This is a genomic window from Eubacterium segne, from assembly GCF_014287775.1.
Classification (GTDB): Bacteria; Bacillota; Clostridia; order Lachnospirales; family Lachnospiraceae; genus Eubacterium_G; species Eubacterium_G segne.
In genome coordinates, this window is sequence record NZ_JACOOZ010000002.1 from 148,232 (window position 1) to 165,248 (window position 17,017).

The window sequence follows — 17,017 nt, forward strand, 5'->3', positions numbered from 1 at the left end:
ACAATCTCCTATCTCTTGTTTTCCACTATTGTGGGTTAATTTGTACATTGGGGAATTTTATTTCACACCGCTTAATATTATAGCACATATATTTTTACCTGTAATCCTATAAACGAAAAAATCTGCTTATTATTTCAAATTCTTTAACACTCCGAAAGTATACCCCATTTCTTCCCATTTGCTAAGTAATTCATCTAATATTTCCCCATTTGTTTTTGATGTGTTATGTAATAAAACAATTGCCCCCGGATGTATCCTTGATAACAATTTATCAAATGCCTCTTCTTTAGTCGGCTGGGAATCTTTGTTCCAGTCTACATATGCTAAACTCCAGAAAAATGTTTTGTACCCCATTTCCTGAGCCATTTTCAAATTATCCGTATTGTATTTTCCCTGGGGAGGTCTATAATACTTAGTCATATTTTTCCCTGTTATGCTTTTGTACAGTTCCTCTACCTGCCCTACTTCATTTGAGAACTTTTCTTTGTCCATTCCTATGATATTTGGATGATTATATGTATGATTTCCTACAGTATGCCCTTCTTTCACCATCCTTTTAACTAAATCTTCGTTTTCCTTTAAAAAATGGCCTACCACAAAGAAAGTTGCCTTTACTTTATGCTTTTTTAATGCATCTAAAATAGCAGGCGTGTTTCCATTCTCGTATCCACAGTCAAAGGTTAAATATATTTCTTTTTTATCCCCGCTTCCTATATAGAAGGCATTATATTTTTTCATAACCTCCGGTGATTCCGTTCCCGTAGGCTGAGTTCCACTTTCTCCAAATCCCAGTCCCCAGTTTTCACCATTTTCAATAACATTACTAGCAGGTAAAACCTTTTCTTTTACCAGCCCCACGCCTTCTCCGGCAAAGAAAGCTATGGCAAAAATACCAATAATAAACAGTATTCCTTTTAACCCGCTGCCTCTTTCGCCTTTTAATATTTTTTTAATCATACCCTATTCCTGAAAATATATTTACTTAATTATATGACGCCAGTGCTGAAAGTATAAATTCTATCCTTTATTTATCTGCAGGGAATACAATATTTTGCTGTCTTCTTGCTTCATCCATAACCTTAATGCACATTACGGAATACTTTATATGTTTGTCAGTAAACTCACCTTTATTAATAAGTTCTGCCCATTCTTCTGCCTCATATTCCAAATTCAAATCCTTACATGGAATATTCTCTATGTTTTCTTCATAACCATCATTATATATTATTTTGATTTTTCTCGGATTTGGTATGTCCTCTATCAATATAGTTCCTTTTTCTCCCTGAATCTGGCTTGGAAGTCTTCCATTGGTAATCTTGGAATAGGAAATATCTGCTATCATACCGTCATATGCACAGGTTATTGTCCCCTGACCGTCTATACTGTCAGGAAGCATGGTAGCTGTTGCCTTTATTTCATCCGGCAATCCAAATAATTTTACTAACGGATGGACGCAATATACTCCAATATCCATTAATGCTCCATTAGAAAATGACGGATTAAAGGCATTTTCAATTATTCCGTTCTTGTATTTATCGTACCTGGATGAATACTGGCAATACCGAAACTCCACTCTTCTTACAGGCTCTATCTTTTTCATTGCATCTTTTATTGCCAAAAATCCCGGTGAATACACTGAACGCATGGCTTCCATTATAACCACATTGTTCTCTTTAGCTAACCGGCATAACTCATTAAGTTCTCTTAAATTGCTGGTAATGGTCTTTTCTATCATTACATGTTTTTTGTTTTTTATCATAAGCCGTGCCTGTTCATAATGCAAAGAATTAGGACTTGCAATATATACCGCATCTACATCCTTTGATTTTGCTAATTCTTCTAAATTACCAAAAATAAGATTTCCATTATGCTCTTTGGCAAATTTTTCTGCTTTTTCAATGTTTCTGGAATATGTTCCGTTATATTGCAGCCCCTCTACCTGTGCCGCACATTTTAAAAACCATTCAACCACAAAATTTGTACCTATTGTTGCAAATCTAATCATATGTTATCCTCCAATAATTGTATTAAAAATGCACCATATTTCTATGATGCTTTTTTAATTATTTATTTTAATCTCTGTCTCACTATTTCATATGCCAAAACCCCTGCTGCTACCGAAGCATTAAGAGAATCGATATCCCCAAACATTGGCACCTTTGCAATAAAATCACATTTTTCCTTTACAAGGCGGCTTACACCTTTTCCCTCGTTTCCTATTACCAGGCCTATTGGTCCCTTTAAATCAAGGTCGTACATTGTTGTGCCATCCATATCTGCACACACAAACCACAATCCCTTTTCTTTAAGTTCCTCAATGGTTTTAGAAATATTTGTAACCTTTGCTACCGGGGTATAATTAATGGCTCCTGCTGATGCCTTAACTACTGTTGCCGTAAGCCCTGATGCCCTGTGTTTTGGAATAATAACTCCGTGAGCCCCTGCTAAATTAGCTGTTCTTATAATTGCCCCTAAGTTATGCGGGTCTTCAATATCATCTAAAATAATAACAAAAGGCTGCTCACCTTTATCCTCTGCCTTTTTTAAAATATCCTCAACTGACCCGTATTCGTAAGCTGCAATATATGCAATGACTCCCTGATGTTTTCCTGTTTCTGACATCTGGTCAAGTCTTTCTCTTTTTACATAGTTAATAACAGTACCCTGCTTTTTGGCCTCCCTAAGCACCGTATTCATAGAGCCTTCCTTACAATGCTCTAAAACAAAAAGCTTGTCTATGGTTTTACCTGCGCGAAAAGCCTCAATTACGGCATTTCTTCCCTCTATTACAAATTCCTCGTATCTCATTATAACCTCTTTATACTTCTTTAATATTATCCTGCTTAAAAAGTTCTATACCGGTTTTCATAAGCTCCATCATTCTGTCTGACTGTCCACTTAAATAAAGCCAGCCCATAAGAGCTTCAAATCCCGTTGCTACCCTGTAATCTGACATAGAGGCATTTTTTGCTCTTGTAACAGCCTTTGCGTTACGCCCTCTTTTATATATGGACTTTTCCTCTTCTGTCAGCATATCCATTATTAAATGAATCATTTTTGCCTGACTTTGTGCCTTTACCAGTTGGGAAGATGCCTTATGTATTTTGTTTACCTGTCTGTTAGCCTCATCTACAATAATGGTTCTTACTACAATTTCGTAAATGCCATCTCCAATATAGGCAAGGGTCAAAGGAGAATAATCATTTACATTAATCTCCTTTAACTCCATCTTCTTTCTAATTATTCCAAACAAATCCGGTTCCATCATATATTTCCTAACTTCTGCTCCACTTTGTTCCTTCTCTTGTATCCTTAAGGATAATTCCCTTAGCTGCCAGTTCATCACGTATGCTGTCTGCTAATGCAAAATCTCTGTCTTTTTTAGCCTGGGCACGTTTTGCAATCATTTCTTCAATGTAGCCCTCATCCCCTACTTCCTTTTCTTCCTTTTCAAGGATGATTCCAAGAACATCACAAAGCCTGCTTAATACATCATATAATGACTTGGCAAATTTTTTGGATGAATTATCACCTAAATTACTGTTAGAAAATTTTACAAGCTCAAATACTGCTGTAATGGCGTTTGCCGTATTGCAATCATCATCCATTGCATCTTCAAACTTAGTTACAAATACCTTTGCATCATTTAACAGTTTCTCTTCTTCCTGAGAAATAGCACCAGCTTTTCCATTAGACATAACTTCCCTGATTTTTTCTCCGGCAGTTACTATTCTCTCTAATCCATTCTTTGCTGCTTCCATTAATGAATCGCTAAAGTTAAGGGGACTTCTATAATGGGCGCTAAGCATGAAAAATCTAAGTACCTGCAAGTCATATTTTTCTGCAATATCTCTTACTGTAAAGAAATTTCCAAGAGATTTTGACATTTTTTTATTGTCAATATTTAAAAATCCATTGTGCATCCAGTATTTTGAAAAGCAACATCCGTTAGCTGCCTCGCTTTGGGCAATTTCATTTTCATGATGTGGGAAAATCAAATCCTCACCACCTGCATGGATATCTATTTCGTCTCCTAAATACTTTTTAGACATTACTGAACACTCAATATGCCATCCCGGTCTTCCCTCACTCCAAGGTGATGGCCATGCCGGCTCTCCCTCTTTCTTTGGCTTCCACAAAACAAAGTCTAAAGGATCTTCCTTTGATTCCTCTCCTGCTACCTTAATATCTCTGTGTCCTGCCTCTAAATCATCTATATTCTTCTTTGATAATTTTCCGTAATCACTAAACTTTCTTGTTCTGTAATAAACAGTTCCGTTAGAATCATATGCGTAACCCTTGTCAATTAACGTTTTAATCATATCAATCATGCCATCAATTTCCTGAGTGGCAAGTGGATGTGTTGTAGCAGGTTTAACATTCATTCCTGCCATATCTTTTTTACATTCTTTTATATATCTCTGGGATACTTCCTCAGCGGTGCTTCCCTCTTCAATTGCCTTTTTAATGATTTTATCATCTACATCGGTGAAGTTAGAAACATAATTAACCTCATATCCCTTATACTCTAAATATCTTCTGAAAGTATCAAATATAATCATAGGTCTTGCGTTTCCTATGTGTATAAGATTATACACTGTAGGTCCACATACATACATTCTTACCTTACCTTCCTCTATAGGAACAAATTCTTCTTTTTTTCTCGATAATGTGTTATAAATCTTCATTTTGTACTCCTTATCCATTAAACGTAATCATTTATAAAAAAGCTGTCTTTTCTACATACTGCCGGCAATCCCGGAATCAACTTATACCCAAATATATGTGCAGTAAGTTCGCCTATTCCTATGTCAAAATCAGGCTCACCCTCTATATCCTTTTCAGACTTCTTTTCTAATTTTATACTTCCATGTTTTTGTGTCATAACAAAATAACCGTTATTCTCATCTAAAATAGGATCTGTTATTTTAAACACAATCTCATCTATGTTTTTAAATTCAAACATCCTTAGGGTTTTTCTTATATTTATTATTCTTGCCATAACATATGGCTTTCTTACATCACTTTCCCAACTTAAAGATTGTATGCTGCTATCTAAAACTTCCTCAAATATTTCATGGTCAATCCATATTCTATATCCCACAATAACTTTATTTTCCACGTATATGTCAATATGTCCGCCTTCAACATCTATAAGTTCTTTTATTCTTTTGAAATACTCCACATCCTTTGACACTACCACGCTATACTTATTATAGGCTGTTGACTGGGCAAAAATTGATAATTTCACCAAATCACTGTTATCTGCCTTTCTTAATATAAGTGAATGAGTTGCCTTCCTCCTATGCTCCGTAGGAGTTATCTCAAATTTGTCCATAACATAATTAAAGCCAAATCTCTCATATATGGCGGCATTATTTTCATCTGATGGAATAAGATAAGTAAATGCATCCATGTTTTCGTACATTTTCTTTAAAACTTCATTGAAGATTTCGTGCATATAACCTTTGTTCCTGTAGCCTGCAAATGTCCCCACTGCGTATATATACATTACATTGGTCTTAAGGGAACCCACAACCAGATTTTTAGGGATAAGGTGAAGTGCATACACAATTTTCCCATCCTGCTCATTTACCACCACTTCATTATGTGGCAGACACTTTGAAAAATAATAATCAGTAAATTCTTTTCCATCCTCACTGAAACAATGTTCATAAAGGGGTCTGATATTTAGTTTCTCAAAACTTTCCAACAATCTAATCATATTAATAACTCTCTCTTATTTTTGAATTATAGTATATTTTTCAATCATATATATAGGATTATATGACTCCTTTGACTTTCTTAGTCCATCAAGTCCCATATCATCCTCGCGGTTTACTTTTCCTGCCATGGGGAAAACTTCCTTTAAAAACTCGCTACATATATACTGATACAATCCTCTTATGTTATGGTCGGCTTTTTCCACCGGTATATACACCATGTCCTCTTCTTTATAATAATTTCCAATGGTAAACGCCTTTAATTCGCCATCAATGTAGACACCTGCCATCTTATAATCCAGATATTCCTCATTATCCAATAAAAACTTTACACCCTTTGCTTCACTATCAATAAATTCATGCTCCTGTGAATGCTCCTTGGTTATTTTCCATTTATCAATAAAATCAAGAATCTCTTTTTCGTTATTTTTAGTTAATATTTTAAACTCATATCGTCCCTCATAATCCCTTTTAAAAGCATTTAAATGATTTTTCTTGCCATGATATTTTTTACCGCTGAAAGTTCTTAATTTTTCAGCATCATATATATAATCAAAATATGTCCTATCAGGGACTACCACGTATTCATCCTTAGGTAAATCAAGAATCTCCACTGCCTCTTTATCCACCACATACATAGTTAGTTTCTTTTTCAGGCAATTATTAAAATACTCCTGAGTTTCTAAAAAACACTCCCTTAAATCCTCATTTCTGCAACAGGGAATGGCTGAATAAAACTGTCCATCCTCGCTTTTCGCCACCCACATAAGTCCTTTGTCGGTAGTAAAATACTTAGTAGGGTAACAATTCTCCCATAGATATAAATCCAAAAGATTGCTGTCTGCTGCCTGAGGTCTTCTCATTCTGTAATATTTATCAAGTAATTTATAATCTTCAACTTTAATAGTTTTTAAATTATACGTTTTCATTTAAACCTTCTTCTAATAAAGCTATAGCCTGTGAGGATATTCCAAGACCTTCACCTGTAAATCCCAATCCTTCCTCAGTTGTGGCTTTAATACATACTCTGCTTTCTTCGATATTTAATGCTTTGGCAACATTTTTTACCATTTCATCCCTAAAAGGTGCAAGCTTTGGTTTCTGGCAAATTATTGTTGCATCTATATTTCCAATCTTAAAATTATTCTCTCTTAACAATTCCCCTACGTGATGTAAAAGTTTAATGCTTGATATTCCCTTATATCTGTCATCCGTATCGGGAAAATGCTTTCCTATATCCCCTAATGCTGCAGCTCCTAACAGAGCATCCATTATGGCATGAACTACCACATCTGCATCTGAATGTCCTAACAAACCTTTTTCGTATGGAATATCAACTCCTCCTAATATTAATTTTCTATCTTCAACCAGCTTATGGACATCATATCCCATTCCTATTCTCATGTGTACCTCCATAGGGTAATACCCGAATAGTTAGTATACCACAGTTTCTAATTATTATAAAGAAAAAAGTACCGACTATTCGGTACTTTCTCATCTAATAGCGAGAGGGGGATTCGAACCCTCGACACCACGGGTATGAACCGTGTGCTCTAGCCAACTGAGCTATCTCGCCAAATATTAAATTCGCATCTTTTGAAAATGAATGGGACCTACAGGGCTCGAACCTGTGACCCCCTGCTTGTAAGGCAGATGCTCTCCCAGCTGAGCTAAGATCCCATACAGAATTCAAACTGCCTTATTAATATATACGTTTATCCAATTATTGTCAAGCACTTTTTTTATTTTTTTAAAATTTCATTGACAATTGTATTCTCTTCCTCTCTTTATCAACACTTAATACCCTTACATTTACCACATCACCGACAGACACTACATCCAATGGATGTTTTATATATTTATCACTCATTTCTGATATATGAACAAGTCCGTCCTGATGAACTCCTATATCTACAAAGGCACCAAAATCAATAACGTTTCTCACTGTTCCCTTTAATTCCATACCTTCCTTTAAATCATCAAAGTCTAATACATCGCTTTTTAGTATCGGCTTTGGCATTTCATCTCTTGGATCCCTTGCAGGGCGTTCCATTTCCAATATCATATCCTTAAGAGTGATTTTATCTGTTCCTATTTCTTCAGCCACACTATTATAATCCTTAACATCCTTTGAGATTTTCACCTGTCCGGATATAATATCTGATGTAGTATATCCATATTTCTTAAGAAGCTTCTTTGCGGCAGCATAGCTTTCAGGATGAACACTTGTGTAATCTAAAGGTTCTATGCCGTCTCTTATTCTCATAAATCCCGCACACTGTTCAAATGCCTTTGGGCCTAATTTTGAAACCTTAAGCAATTCCTTTCTGCTGTTAAACTGTCCGTTTTCTTCTCTATATTCCACAATATTTTTTGCCAGAGTTTTGTTTATTCCTGAAATATATTCCAAAAGGGGAGCTGATGCAGTATTTAAATCAACACCAACACTGTTGACACAATCCTCCACTACGTTTCCAAGAGTTTCTTCTAACTTTTTCTGGTTCATGTCATGCTGATACTGCCCTACACCTATAGCCTTTGGCTCAATTTTAACCAGCTCAGCCAAAGGATCCTGCAATCTTCTTGCCATAGATGTGGCACTTCTTTGACCTACATCAAAATTTGGAAATTCTTCTGTTGCCAGTTTACTGGCAGAATATACGGAGGCTCCCGCCTCATTTACAATAACATATTCTACCTTTGTAGGACATTCCTTAATAATATCCACAATAATTGCCTCTGATTCCCTTGATGCTGTTCCATTTCCAAGGGATATAAGACTAACATTATATTTTTTTATTATATCAAGAACAGCTTTCTTTGATTCTTCCACCTTATTTTGCGGTGCTGTAGGGAAAATAACTGTAGTGTATAATACCTTTCCTGTAGTATCAACCACTGCCAGCTTACAACCGGTTCTAAATGCCGGGTCCCATCCTAAAACATTTTTTCCAATAATAGGCGGCTGCATAAGCAATTGCTTTAAGTTCTCACCAAATACATCAATTGCCCCATCTTCTGCTTTTTCCGTCAGGCTGTTTCTTACTTCACGCTCAATTGCCGGCTTTATAAGACGCTTGTAACCATCTTCCACTGCGTCCTTTATAACCTGTGTAAAATCAGACTGTTTTGTTATAACCGCCTTATTTAATGCCTTTATTATATTTTCATCAGGCATTTCAACCTTAACATTTAATACCTTTTCCTTTTCTCCGCGGTTAATTGCCAGTATTCTATGTCCTGGTATTTTATTTACTCCCTCAACATAATCGTAATAATTTTCATATGGTGTTTTTTCTTCCGGATTTTTAGCAACAGACACTATTTCCCCATGTTTCATTACTGTATTTCTAATGGCATCCCTAAACTCTGCATTATCTGAAACTGATTCTGCAATAATATCCTTTGCTCCCTGAATTGCATCATCAACGGTTTCCACACCTTTTTCTTTATTTACAAAAGCCTGTGCCTCTTTCTGGGGAGTTTTACTGCTTATCTGTGCCATAAAAATCATTGCCAAAGGTTCTAATCCCTTAGCTTTAGCTTCCGTGGCTCTTGTTTTTCGTTTTGGTCTGTAGGGTCTGTATATGTCATCCACTTCAACTATTGTCATAGCCTTTTCTATTTTTTTCAAAAGTTCAGGAGTCATTTTTCCCTGTTCCTCAATGGAAGCAATAACTGTGTTTTTCTTTTCCTCTAAATTTCTAAGATATTTCAATCTTTCATCTAAATCTCTTAGCTGTTCGTCATTTAATTCTCCCGTAACCGGTTTTCTGTATCTTGCAATAAAGGGAATTGTATTTCCTTCATCTATTAATTTCACTGCTGCCTCAACCTGCCATAATTTTACTTTTAATTCTTCTGCAATAATCCCGTTTATGTTCATCTTTAACATTTCCTTCCATTTTGGTCATATAATATATTGTGTATAACTTTGTATTTTAACTAAATACCTCTTTATTTTTCATTTTTACAATGTTATACTTTCCGTTGTATGTACTTTTTTACACACATACTTATTTTAACAGATAATTTTATTTTGTGTAAAAAAAATAGAGAGTTGGCACTGATTTATACTCTGAATTACAAATAAAAAACAGAAGGTTTCTTATGATTAAATTAAAGAAAGAACTTCGTAAATATAAGCACATATGGCCGGTTATGTACGTGTTCATCTATATGCCCTGGTTTATTATGTTAGAAAAGAATATTTCGGCAGATTACCCGGGACTACATATTTTACATTGTCCCCTAGATGACATGATTCCTTTTTGTGAATGGTTCGTTATACCGTATTTGTTATGGTTTTTATATGTTCCGGCAGTTTTCGTTTTTCTGTTTTATCATTCCAAAAACGAATTTTACAGAATTTGTGCATATGAATTTACGGGAATGACAATTGCACTTTTGGTATGTACCCTTTATCCCAACGGTCTTGAACTTAGACTGGATAATGTGTCCAGAAGCAATATATTAATTGATTTGGTACATTTTTTATATGATAAGGATACACCAACCAATGTATGTCCAAGCATACATGTTTTTGCCACAATAGCAACTCATATATGTCTGGTTAAAAGCCCTCATATGAAGGAGCTGATACCGCGACAGACAATTAAACATCTGTCCCTTATACTATCTGTACTGATATGCTTATCTACCATGTTTTTAAAACAGCATTCGGTAATTGATGTTATATGCGGTATTCTTTTAGCAACGGTATTGTATTTTGTGGTATTTAAATGGTGGTTTAGAAATGTAGATTTTCCTGCTCCTGTGGTTAAAGACCCACATCAGCATCAGGTTTTATATTTTCTTAATAAAAGAAGAAAAAAATAAGGGAAGGCACGTTTTTTGTGCTTTCCCTTTATTTTTTAGTTAAATCCTACAAACTTGTTTGCAATCTTATATCCTATAACTGAAATCTGTCGTCCTGCCTTTCCCGGTAAGTTCATTGTTCTTCCTAATATTGACTTTCTTACCTTTTCATAAAGTTCAGGGTTGCTTTCCTTAACATCCTTCCACAATTTTTCCTTATCATCAAGTCTTTGCTTTGAACCTTCCCTGATAGATAATATAGAGGATACACACATCATCATATCAAAATAATGAACCATTGCCTTATCAATGTTTTCATGGTCAATTTTTGAGTTATTGTAAATTTCAAGCATTAATCTGGTAACACGATACTGCTGATCTAATCTCTTTATCATAATCGATTCCTGAACAGACTGATCATCTCTTCCTATAAAGTATTTGTAAAGACATACATCTAAATAATAAATATTCTTTACATATGGCAGTGGCTGGAATACATAAATATTATCAACATAAAATGTATGCTTCGGAAGGACCATTCCACATTCCCTTAATATTTTTGTACGGTAAATTACTGAATGCATTAAAAGATACTGTGTCATGCCGAATTTTAATTCATCCCATCCAAACATTCTGTTAACAGGCATTGCACTTTTGTATTTCATGATTTTCTTGTGCTTTGTTCCCTGCTTGTCATACATAAAGTTAGATACTAACATATCAAGACCTGCATCCTTTGATACCATATCTTCTAATAAATCCAGCACCTTCTCTAATGCTTTTTTTCCTAAGCAGTCATCACTGTCTAACACCTTAAAATATAATCCCGTGGCATTTTTAATACCTGTATTTACTGCTTCTCCATGTCCACCGTTTTCCTGATGAACAACCTTTATAATGTCAGGGAATTTTTTCTGGTATTTGTTGGCAATCTCCAGTGTATTATCACTTGAGCCGTCATCTACCACGATAATCTCAACTCTGTTGCCTCCTGTTAAGGCACTTCTTATGCTTTTTTCCATATATTCACTGGAATTATAGCATGGTATAGTAACTGTTAATAACTTCATTATTCTTCTCCTTAAATCTCATTTTCTTTTTTGGCATTTATTGCCACCGGGTTTACCTTATTCCATATAATAACTCCAAACACAGCTGCTAAAACTCCCGTTATAAATATGAAAATTATAAGGGATGAAACATATGATAATGTATCAATGTTTAAGCTATCTACTGTAGGTGTATCTGATGATGTCATGGTCATTATAAGGACTGACAAAATATTTGCCGACATATGCAACATTATTGGTGCCACAATGGATTTAAACTTCTCATACACAAACACTGCCACTATGCCAATAATAAATGCATAAGGAGCCTGAACCCAGTTGCCATGGAACACTCCGAATAATGCAGCTGAAAGTATTGCCGCTGCAATGGTTCCTGTCATTTTTTTCGTTCTTCTGTATACAAGACCTCTGAATATAAGTTCCTCTACAATAGGTGCAACGATTCCCGCTGTCAACAACTGTATCAGAAATCCGCCTCCCTCAATTATCTGCTGGGTATCTGTGTAGCTTTCTAACATAAACTTAGGCATTACAAGCTGAAGTAATGCTACAAAATAGTTAGCCCACAACATATTAAATACTCCAAAAGGAATTATAAGTAAATATTTCAAAATATTATTTAACTTATATTTTACAAAGGTACCATTTCTTCTGTCCTTATTATTGTCACGAATATAAATAAATATAAGTATCGGTGCTGTTGCAAGTCCTGCTAACAATGTCATTGACAAAGCCTGACTCATGGTTGCATTCATAATAAAGTCATATAATTGTGCCTGATCAGTAGCTCCATACCTGGAAATACCCAGCACTGCCACCGCAATCATAAATATAAATTCAACTGCAAAGGTTACACCTAAATACAGTAACATAGGATAAATAAGCCCCCATATACGACCTATAGTTACCCTTTCTCTCTTTTTACTATCCATCTGTTCTCCTCTCTATACCTGTGTAATTTAATTAAGCAGAAAGTCTGCTATTTCTTTCGTGGAATCTAAAACCTTAAGTGCTCCTAACTCAAGCATTTCTTTTTTGTTGCCATATCCGTAAGAAACACCTAAAGAATCAATTTTCATTAAATTAGCACCGATTATATCAAATTTAGTATCACCAATCATTATATATTTAGACCTGTCTTTATTTTCTATTTTTTTAAATAAAGCCTCTAACACTGACTGTTTACTTTGTCTCGGTCCTATAAGGTCTGCTCCCATAATTTTATCGAAATAATCATAAATTCCTAAATATCTCAAAACTTCTTCCGCCATAGCCTGTGGCTTAGATGTGGCAATGGCCAGATACTTTCCTGCATCCTTTAATCTTTTAAGCATAATGTCTCCATCCTTGTATAACGAAGTTTCATATATGCCTATAGGTTTATATCTTTCTCTGTAATATTCCACTGCTTTAGCAGCATCCTCATCTGAAAAATTATAAGCATTTTTAAACTCTTCCTTAAGAGGTGGTCCTACAAAATGCTTCAAATCATCAGGTTCCTTATTTATGCCAAACTTAGACAATGCATACTGGGCCGATTTAGTAATTCCTTCTCCTGAATCACTAAGAGTTCCGTCTAAATCAAAAATAATCACATCATAGGTTTTCATAATAAATCCATCCTGTTAATTTAATCACGTAACAATCATTATATCTCAAATGACACTTGTTTTACAACCATTTTTGTTTTATACTAGTAAAAGGTATGGGGCACTATAGGTGTCAGTAATAATAAATATTATGAGAGGTACATAGGAATGAGTCAGGCAAAAGTTGATCGATACAAACAGGAAAAGTACAATCGTAAGAATAACAAAAAGAAAGGCAGTGCAAAGAAAATATTATCTTATGCCATTGTTACTCTTGTAGGTGTTGCTTTTGTTGTATATATCGGCTATTCAATAGCAGTTGCCACAGGTATGTATACACCACCTGTTGCTACAACTCACGTTGAGCTTAGCCAGTCTGAATTAGAAAGCCTTAGAAGCAAATTAATACAGAACGGCGACAAGAATGTCAAAGGTGATACTTCCGTTGATACAACTACTGCATCATCAGAAACTACATCTGAGAAAGCTACTGCTGAAGAATCTACAACTGTAGAAGAAACTACTGCTGAAGAAACAACAGCACAGTAGTTTAAACTTATAAAAACATCCCAATGGATTTTGTGTTTTCACTAATTTCCATTGGGATATTTTTATTACAAATTAATATTTACATTCTATCCGGTGCCTTAAATCCAAGTAAATCTATACATGTTTCAAGAACTTCCTTTGTAAGGGTAATAAGAGCAATATAAGATGCCTTCTTATCACCATCTTCTTCTGCTAAAATCTTTGTTCCATGATAAAATCTGTTAAATGCGTTAGATAAATCATAAACATATGAACAAATCTTATGAGGCGCCAATTCCTTAGCTGCATTTTCAATAACTTCGTTTGCCTTTGCTATTTCAAGCATTAACTGAATCTGTTCCGGATTGTCATAAGCCTTAATTGTTAAATCACTTATATTTCCATTTTCAGCCTTATACTTTTCAATAATAGACTTAATACGGACAATTGTATACAAAACATATGGTCCGGTATTTCCTTCAAAGGATGCAAAACGGTCTATATCAAAAATATAATCCTTAGATGCCTGGTTAGACAAATCACCATACTTAAGAGCGGCAAGTCCTACTATTCTTGCAGTTTCCTTTGCCTCTTCTTCACTAACTGAACGGTTTTCCATGATTTTGTTATAAACTGCATCATTAATCTGGGCTATGAGGTTTTCAAGACGCATTACGCCACCTTCTCTTGTTTTAAACGGCTTTCCGTCCTTTCCGTTCATAGTACCAAATCCAATAAATATAAGCTCTGTTTCAGGCTTTACAATTCCTGCCTTCTTTGCAACGCGGAAGAACTGTGTATAGTGTAAATCCTGTCTCTTATCTGCTAAATAAACATATTTGTCAGGATGAAAATCCTGTTCCCTTTGAACTAAAGTTGCAATATCAGAAGTAGCATAAAGTGCTGCTCCGTCTGATTTTCTTACGATGCACGGTGGAAGTTCCTTGCTGTCTCCTTCCTCTGCTATATCTACAACCAAAGCTCCCTGACTTTCATATGCAAGACCTTTGTCAATTAAATCCTGAATTAGACCCGGAATATACGGCTGGGCATCACTTTCACCTTTCCATAAGTCAAATTCCACATCAAGATTATCATAATTCTTTTTTAAATCTGCCTTTGAAATTTCCATTATATGCTTCCAGATAGCTGTGTACGGTGCGTAACCTGTCTGGAGCTTTAAAGTAGCTTCATGAGCTTCTTCCTTAAAAGCTTCATCTTCCTTTGATTTTTTGCTGGCACAAGGATAAATTTCCTCCAGCTCTGTTATGTCAAAAGGTGCTTCTTTTGGATATTCCCCTGTATAATTTTCATCAAAATATACTAGATCCGGCTTTCTGCATTTAAGCTCTGTAATTATAAGCCCCATTTGAAGACCCCAGTCTCCTAAATGAACATCACCTATAACCTTATTTCCCATATATCTGGTTATTCTTTTTACACTTTCACCAATTACTGCTGAACGAAGATGTCCTATATGAAGAGGTTTTGCCACATTAGCTCCACCGTAGTCCACAACAATAGTCTGTTCCTTTTCATTTTCACAGCCTAATTTCTGTGCATTTTTCATTTCATTAAGGTACTGCGCAACAAATTCATTATTTAAGTTCATATTAATGAAACCGGGATTAACTGCTTCCACTAAAGAGAACATTTTGCTTTCCTTAATTTTTTCCACAACATCATTGGCTATCATAATAGGTGCCTTATGGTATAACTTAGCACCTGCCATAGCACCATTACACTGGTACTGACATAAGTCAGGTCTGTTTGATACAACAACTTTTCCTAACTTTTTGTCGTACTGACATTCTTCAAATGCCTTTTTAATTTCTTCCGTAATAAGTTCAAGTATTTTTTTCATGGTTATTAACTCCGTCTTCTAATTCTGGTAAACATATTAACATTTTTCACCGGGACAATAACTTTTCCGGTGAAATTATAATTCTACTCCATTTAATTTCAAAAGTTCTCTTGCAGAATCTACTGAATCCACTCCTGTCTTGTTCTTAATTGGTGCAAATTCTTTTTCTCTTACTACTTCATAGGCTAAACAGTTATCCATCATATGAACCATATCAAGAACCAATGTTTCAAATTTATATCCGTTTTCTGTTTCCGGCTTAATCTTTTCGCCTGCTTCATTTATATATGGAACCTTCTTCTTTACAACATGAACTACTAAATTGCTGTTAAGGTTCTTTTCCAAATCTTCCATGTTAAAGAGATAGTTTAAAATAACACCATACTTATATGCTAAATCTCCATCCTCTTTCTTCTGGTATCTCATTTCTTCTGTAAGTTCATAGTATTCTACAATAGATGGCTTTCCGTCTTCTAAGCATAAAACACCTACTTTTTCTTCCGGTGTAGCCTTTGATACAACCTTTGAAGCTGAGCGGTATCCACCGTCAATCATTGCACCTACAAAGCATGGATCAGCCATTCTCTGACATACATTGTCAACAGCAAATACGTTAATGTATTCAACACCTGCTTCTTTAGCCTTCTTTGCAAGTCCTGCATTTACAAATGAAATAAACCATCCGCCGTTGCCGTTTGGTGATGTAGACACTCTATCCTTATCCTCTAAGTAAATCTTTCCTTCAAAGGATGCTGCCGGTGCCATTTCCTGAACAAAGAAATCAACATAATCCTTGTTGTAACCAAAATAATTCTTTTCTTCAAAGAATTTAATTGTGTCATCATTGTTCTTCTCACTGGTCATAATGTAGAGAGGAACCCATGTGCCTGACTGGTTTACAACATCCATAAGGTTATTAATTAACATTTCAAAAATGTAAACATCCTTAGTAAGTCCTATATTGTACATTCCCTTTGGCTTGTCTGAACCAAGTCTTGTACCCATACCACCTGCTAAAAGAAGTGCTCCTACCTTTCCTTCTTTAATAGCTGAAATACCGATGTTGGTATATTTTTCTTTATTCTTTTCTATATCTTCAATGGTTACTGCTGAATCAAGAGGTGTAATAACACCCTTCTTTGCCTCTGAATTTTCTTTAATTAAATCAAGAAGACTAAAATCAATTCCTTCAATCTGCTTTAAAAGTGATGCCTTCCGGTCATCATTTAATTCATCATAGTACCTTAATAACTGTTCCTGTCCATATTTTTCAAGTAACTCTTTAGCCTTATTATAATCCATTATCTTCCTCCTGTTATCTGCTAAAATGCAAATTATATTGTGGTATAAACCCTTTTCAATTTACCACATATACTACTAGCATAAGTTATTTTCTATTATTATGCAAGTATAATGTTATTACCT

The 17,017-nt window shown here is 35.0% G+C and carries 16 protein-coding genes and 2 tRNA genes; 2 read left to right on the forward strand and 16 right to left on the reverse strand.

The window, feature by feature from the left end; all coding sequences use genetic code 11:
* Positions 1-129 precede the first annotated feature (129 nt).
* The 11 genes from H8S00_RS03070 to H8S00_RS03120 form a co-directional block, all read right to left on the reverse strand.
* A complete protein-coding gene (locus H8S00_RS03070) occupies positions 130-957 on the reverse strand; it encodes a polysaccharide deacetylase family protein (RefSeq protein WP_186839981.1) in 828 nt (275 codons plus the stop codon).
* 67 nt (positions 958-1,024) lie between these two features.
* Complete coding sequence (locus H8S00_RS03075) at positions 1,025-2,005, reverse strand: Gfo/Idh/MocA family protein (protein WP_186839982.1); 981 nt, start codon at positions 2,003-2,005, stop codon at positions 1,025-1,027.
* A 62-nt stretch (positions 2,006-2,067) separates the two neighbouring features.
* Positions 2,068-2,808, reverse strand: a complete 741-nt coding sequence (gene rlmB, locus H8S00_RS03080; RefSeq protein ID WP_021953389.1) for a 23S rRNA (guanosine(2251)-2'-O)-methyltransferase RlmB — start codon at positions 2,806-2,808, stop codon at positions 2,068-2,070.
* 10 nt (positions 2,809-2,818) lie between these two features.
* Complete coding sequence (locus H8S00_RS03085; protein WP_118588954.1) at positions 2,819-3,265, reverse strand: Mini-ribonuclease 3; 447 nt, start codon at positions 3,263-3,265, stop codon at positions 2,819-2,821.
* Positions 3,266-3,275: 10 nt separating this feature from the next.
* The gene (gene cysS, locus H8S00_RS03090; RefSeq protein WP_118588953.1) at positions 3,276-4,688 is read right to left on the reverse strand and encodes a cysteine--tRNA ligase; all 1,413 of its coding nucleotides are present in this window, start codon (positions 4,686-4,688) and stop codon (positions 3,276-3,278) included.
* 17 nt (positions 4,689-4,705) lie between these two features.
* Positions 4,706-5,725, reverse strand: a complete 1,020-nt coding sequence (locus H8S00_RS03095; RefSeq protein ID WP_186839983.1) for a GNAT family N-acetyltransferase — start codon at positions 5,723-5,725, stop codon at positions 4,706-4,708.
* Between the two features lie 15 nt (positions 5,726-5,740).
* Positions 5,741-6,652 carry a DUF2156 domain-containing protein gene (locus H8S00_RS03100; protein ID WP_021953394.1) on the reverse strand — a complete coding sequence of 304 codons (912 nt, stop codon included), beginning with the start codon at positions 6,650-6,652 and terminating at the stop codon, positions 5,741-5,743.
* Complete coding sequence (gene ispF, locus H8S00_RS03105; RefSeq protein WP_021953395.1) at positions 6,639-7,127, reverse strand: 2-C-methyl-D-erythritol 2,4-cyclodiphosphate synthase; 489 nt, start codon at positions 7,125-7,127, stop codon at positions 6,639-6,641. The genes H8S00_RS03100 and ispF overlap by 14 nt, the downstream gene beginning before the upstream one ends.
* Before the next feature lie 98 nt (positions 7,128-7,225).
* A tRNA-Met gene (locus tag H8S00_RS03110) sits at positions 7,226-7,299 on the reverse strand.
* Between the two features lie 31 nt (positions 7,300-7,330).
* Positions 7,331-7,403, reverse strand: a tRNA-Val gene (locus H8S00_RS03115).
* A 70-nt stretch (positions 7,404-7,473) separates the two neighbouring features.
* Positions 7,474-9,609 (reverse strand): Tex family protein, encoded by a 2,136-nt coding sequence (locus tag H8S00_RS03120; RefSeq protein WP_118588951.1) that lies wholly within the window; start codon positions 9,607-9,609, stop codon positions 7,474-7,476.
* Positions 9,610-9,833: 224 nt separating this feature from the next.
* On the opposite strand from H8S00_RS03120, the gene H8S00_RS03125 reads away from it, so the two are divergent.
* Positions 9,834-10,562, forward strand: a complete 729-nt coding sequence (locus H8S00_RS03125; RefSeq protein ID WP_118588950.1) for a phosphatase PAP2 family protein — start codon at positions 9,834-9,836, stop codon at positions 10,560-10,562.
* A gap of 35 nt (positions 10,563-10,597) precedes the next feature.
* Here H8S00_RS03125 and H8S00_RS03130 read toward each other — a convergent pair whose 3' ends face one another.
* The 3 genes from H8S00_RS03130 to H8S00_RS03140 are packed head-to-tail and all read right to left on the reverse strand — an operon-like array spanning position 10,598 to position 13,221.
* Positions 10,598-11,611, reverse strand: coding sequence for a glycosyltransferase family 2 protein (locus H8S00_RS03130; RefSeq protein WP_118588949.1), 1,014 nt, complete (start codon positions 11,609-11,611; stop codon positions 10,598-10,600).
* A gap of 11 nt (positions 11,612-11,622) precedes the next feature.
* The gene (locus H8S00_RS03135; protein WP_118588948.1) at positions 11,623-12,543 is read right to left on the reverse strand and encodes a CPBP family intramembrane glutamic endopeptidase; all 921 of its coding nucleotides are present in this window, start codon (positions 12,541-12,543) and stop codon (positions 11,623-11,625) included.
* A gap of 27 nt (positions 12,544-12,570) precedes the next feature.
* Complete coding sequence (locus H8S00_RS03140; RefSeq protein WP_021953400.1) at positions 12,571-13,221, reverse strand: HAD-IA family hydrolase; 651 nt, start codon at positions 13,219-13,221, stop codon at positions 12,571-12,573.
* 147 nt (positions 13,222-13,368) lie between these two features.
* Here H8S00_RS03140 and H8S00_RS03145 point away from each other — a divergent pair, with 147 nt between their 5' ends.
* Positions 13,369-13,749 (forward strand): hypothetical protein, encoded by a 381-nt coding sequence (locus H8S00_RS03145; protein ID WP_021953401.1) that lies wholly within the window; start codon positions 13,369-13,371, stop codon positions 13,747-13,749.
* A 79-nt stretch (positions 13,750-13,828) separates the two neighbouring features.
* On the opposite strand, the gene argS is transcribed toward H8S00_RS03145, so the two are convergent.
* Both argS and H8S00_RS03155 read right to left on the reverse strand, forming a co-directional pair.
* Positions 13,829-15,592: an arginine--tRNA ligase gene (gene argS, locus H8S00_RS03150; protein ID WP_118588947.1), complete on the reverse strand. Its 1,764-nt coding sequence runs from the start codon at positions 15,590-15,592 to the stop codon at positions 13,829-13,831.
* A 75-nt stretch (positions 15,593-15,667) separates the two neighbouring features.
* A complete protein-coding gene (locus H8S00_RS03155; protein ID WP_118588946.1) occupies positions 15,668-16,894 on the reverse strand; it encodes a UTP--glucose-1-phosphate uridylyltransferase in 1,227 nt (408 codons plus the stop codon).
* Between the last annotated feature and the right edge of the window lie 123 nt (positions 16,895-17,017).

What these genes read in the sequence shown, in the direction of transcription:
- H8S00_RS03070 (WP_186839981.1), bottom strand. Translation starts at nt 957, where the DNA reads ATGATTAAAAAAATATTAAAAGGCGAAAGAGGCAGCGGGTTAAAAGGA.
- H8S00_RS03075 (WP_186839982.1), bottom strand. Translation starts at nt 2,005, where the DNA reads ATGATTAGATTTGCAACAATAGGTACAAATTTTGTGGTTGAATGGTTT.
- rlmB (WP_021953389.1), bottom strand. Translation starts at nt 2,808, where the DNA reads ATGAGATACGAGGAATTTGTAATAGAGGGAAGAAATGCCGTAATTGAG.
- H8S00_RS03085 (WP_118588954.1), bottom strand. Translation starts at nt 3,265, where the DNA reads ATGGAACCGGATTTGTTTGGAATAATTAGAAAGAAGATGGAGTTAAAG.
- cysS (WP_118588953.1), bottom strand. Translation starts at nt 4,688, where the DNA reads ATGAAGATTTATAACACATTATCGAGAAAAAAAGAAGAATTTGTTCCT.
- H8S00_RS03095 (WP_186839983.1), bottom strand. Translation starts at nt 5,725, where the DNA reads ATGATTAGATTGTTGGAAAGTTTTGAGAAACTAAATATCAGACCCCTT.
- H8S00_RS03100 (WP_021953394.1), bottom strand. Translation starts at nt 6,652, where the DNA reads ATGAAAACGTATAATTTAAAAACTATTAAAGTTGAAGATTATAAATTA.
- ispF (WP_021953395.1), bottom strand. Translation starts at nt 7,127, where the DNA reads ATGAGAATAGGAATGGGATATGATGTCCATAAGCTGGTTGAAGATAGA.
- H8S00_RS03120 (WP_118588951.1), bottom strand. Translation starts at nt 9,609, where the DNA reads ATGAACATAAACGGGATTATTGCAGAAGAATTAAAAGTAAAATTATGG.
- H8S00_RS03125 (WP_118588950.1), top strand. Translation starts at nt 9,834, where the DNA reads ATGATTAAATTAAAGAAAGAACTTCGTAAATATAAGCACATATGGCCG.
- H8S00_RS03130 (WP_118588949.1), bottom strand. Translation starts at nt 11,611, where the DNA reads ATGAAGTTATTAACAGTTACTATACCATGCTATAATTCCAGTGAATAT.
- H8S00_RS03135 (WP_118588948.1), bottom strand. Translation starts at nt 12,543, where the DNA reads ATGGATAGTAAAAAGAGAGAAAGGGTAACTATAGGTCGTATATGGGGG.
- H8S00_RS03140 (WP_021953400.1), bottom strand. Translation starts at nt 13,221, where the DNA reads ATGAAAACCTATGATGTGATTATTTTTGATTTAGACGGAACTCTTAGT.
- H8S00_RS03145 (WP_021953401.1), top strand. Translation starts at nt 13,369, where the DNA reads ATGAGTCAGGCAAAAGTTGATCGATACAAACAGGAAAAGTACAATCGT.
- argS (WP_118588947.1), bottom strand. Translation starts at nt 15,592, where the DNA reads ATGAAAAAAATACTTGAACTTATTACGGAAGAAATTAAAAAGGCATTT.
- H8S00_RS03155 (WP_118588946.1), bottom strand. Translation starts at nt 16,894, where the DNA reads ATGGATTATAATAAGGCTAAAGAGTTACTTGAAAAATATGGACAGGAA.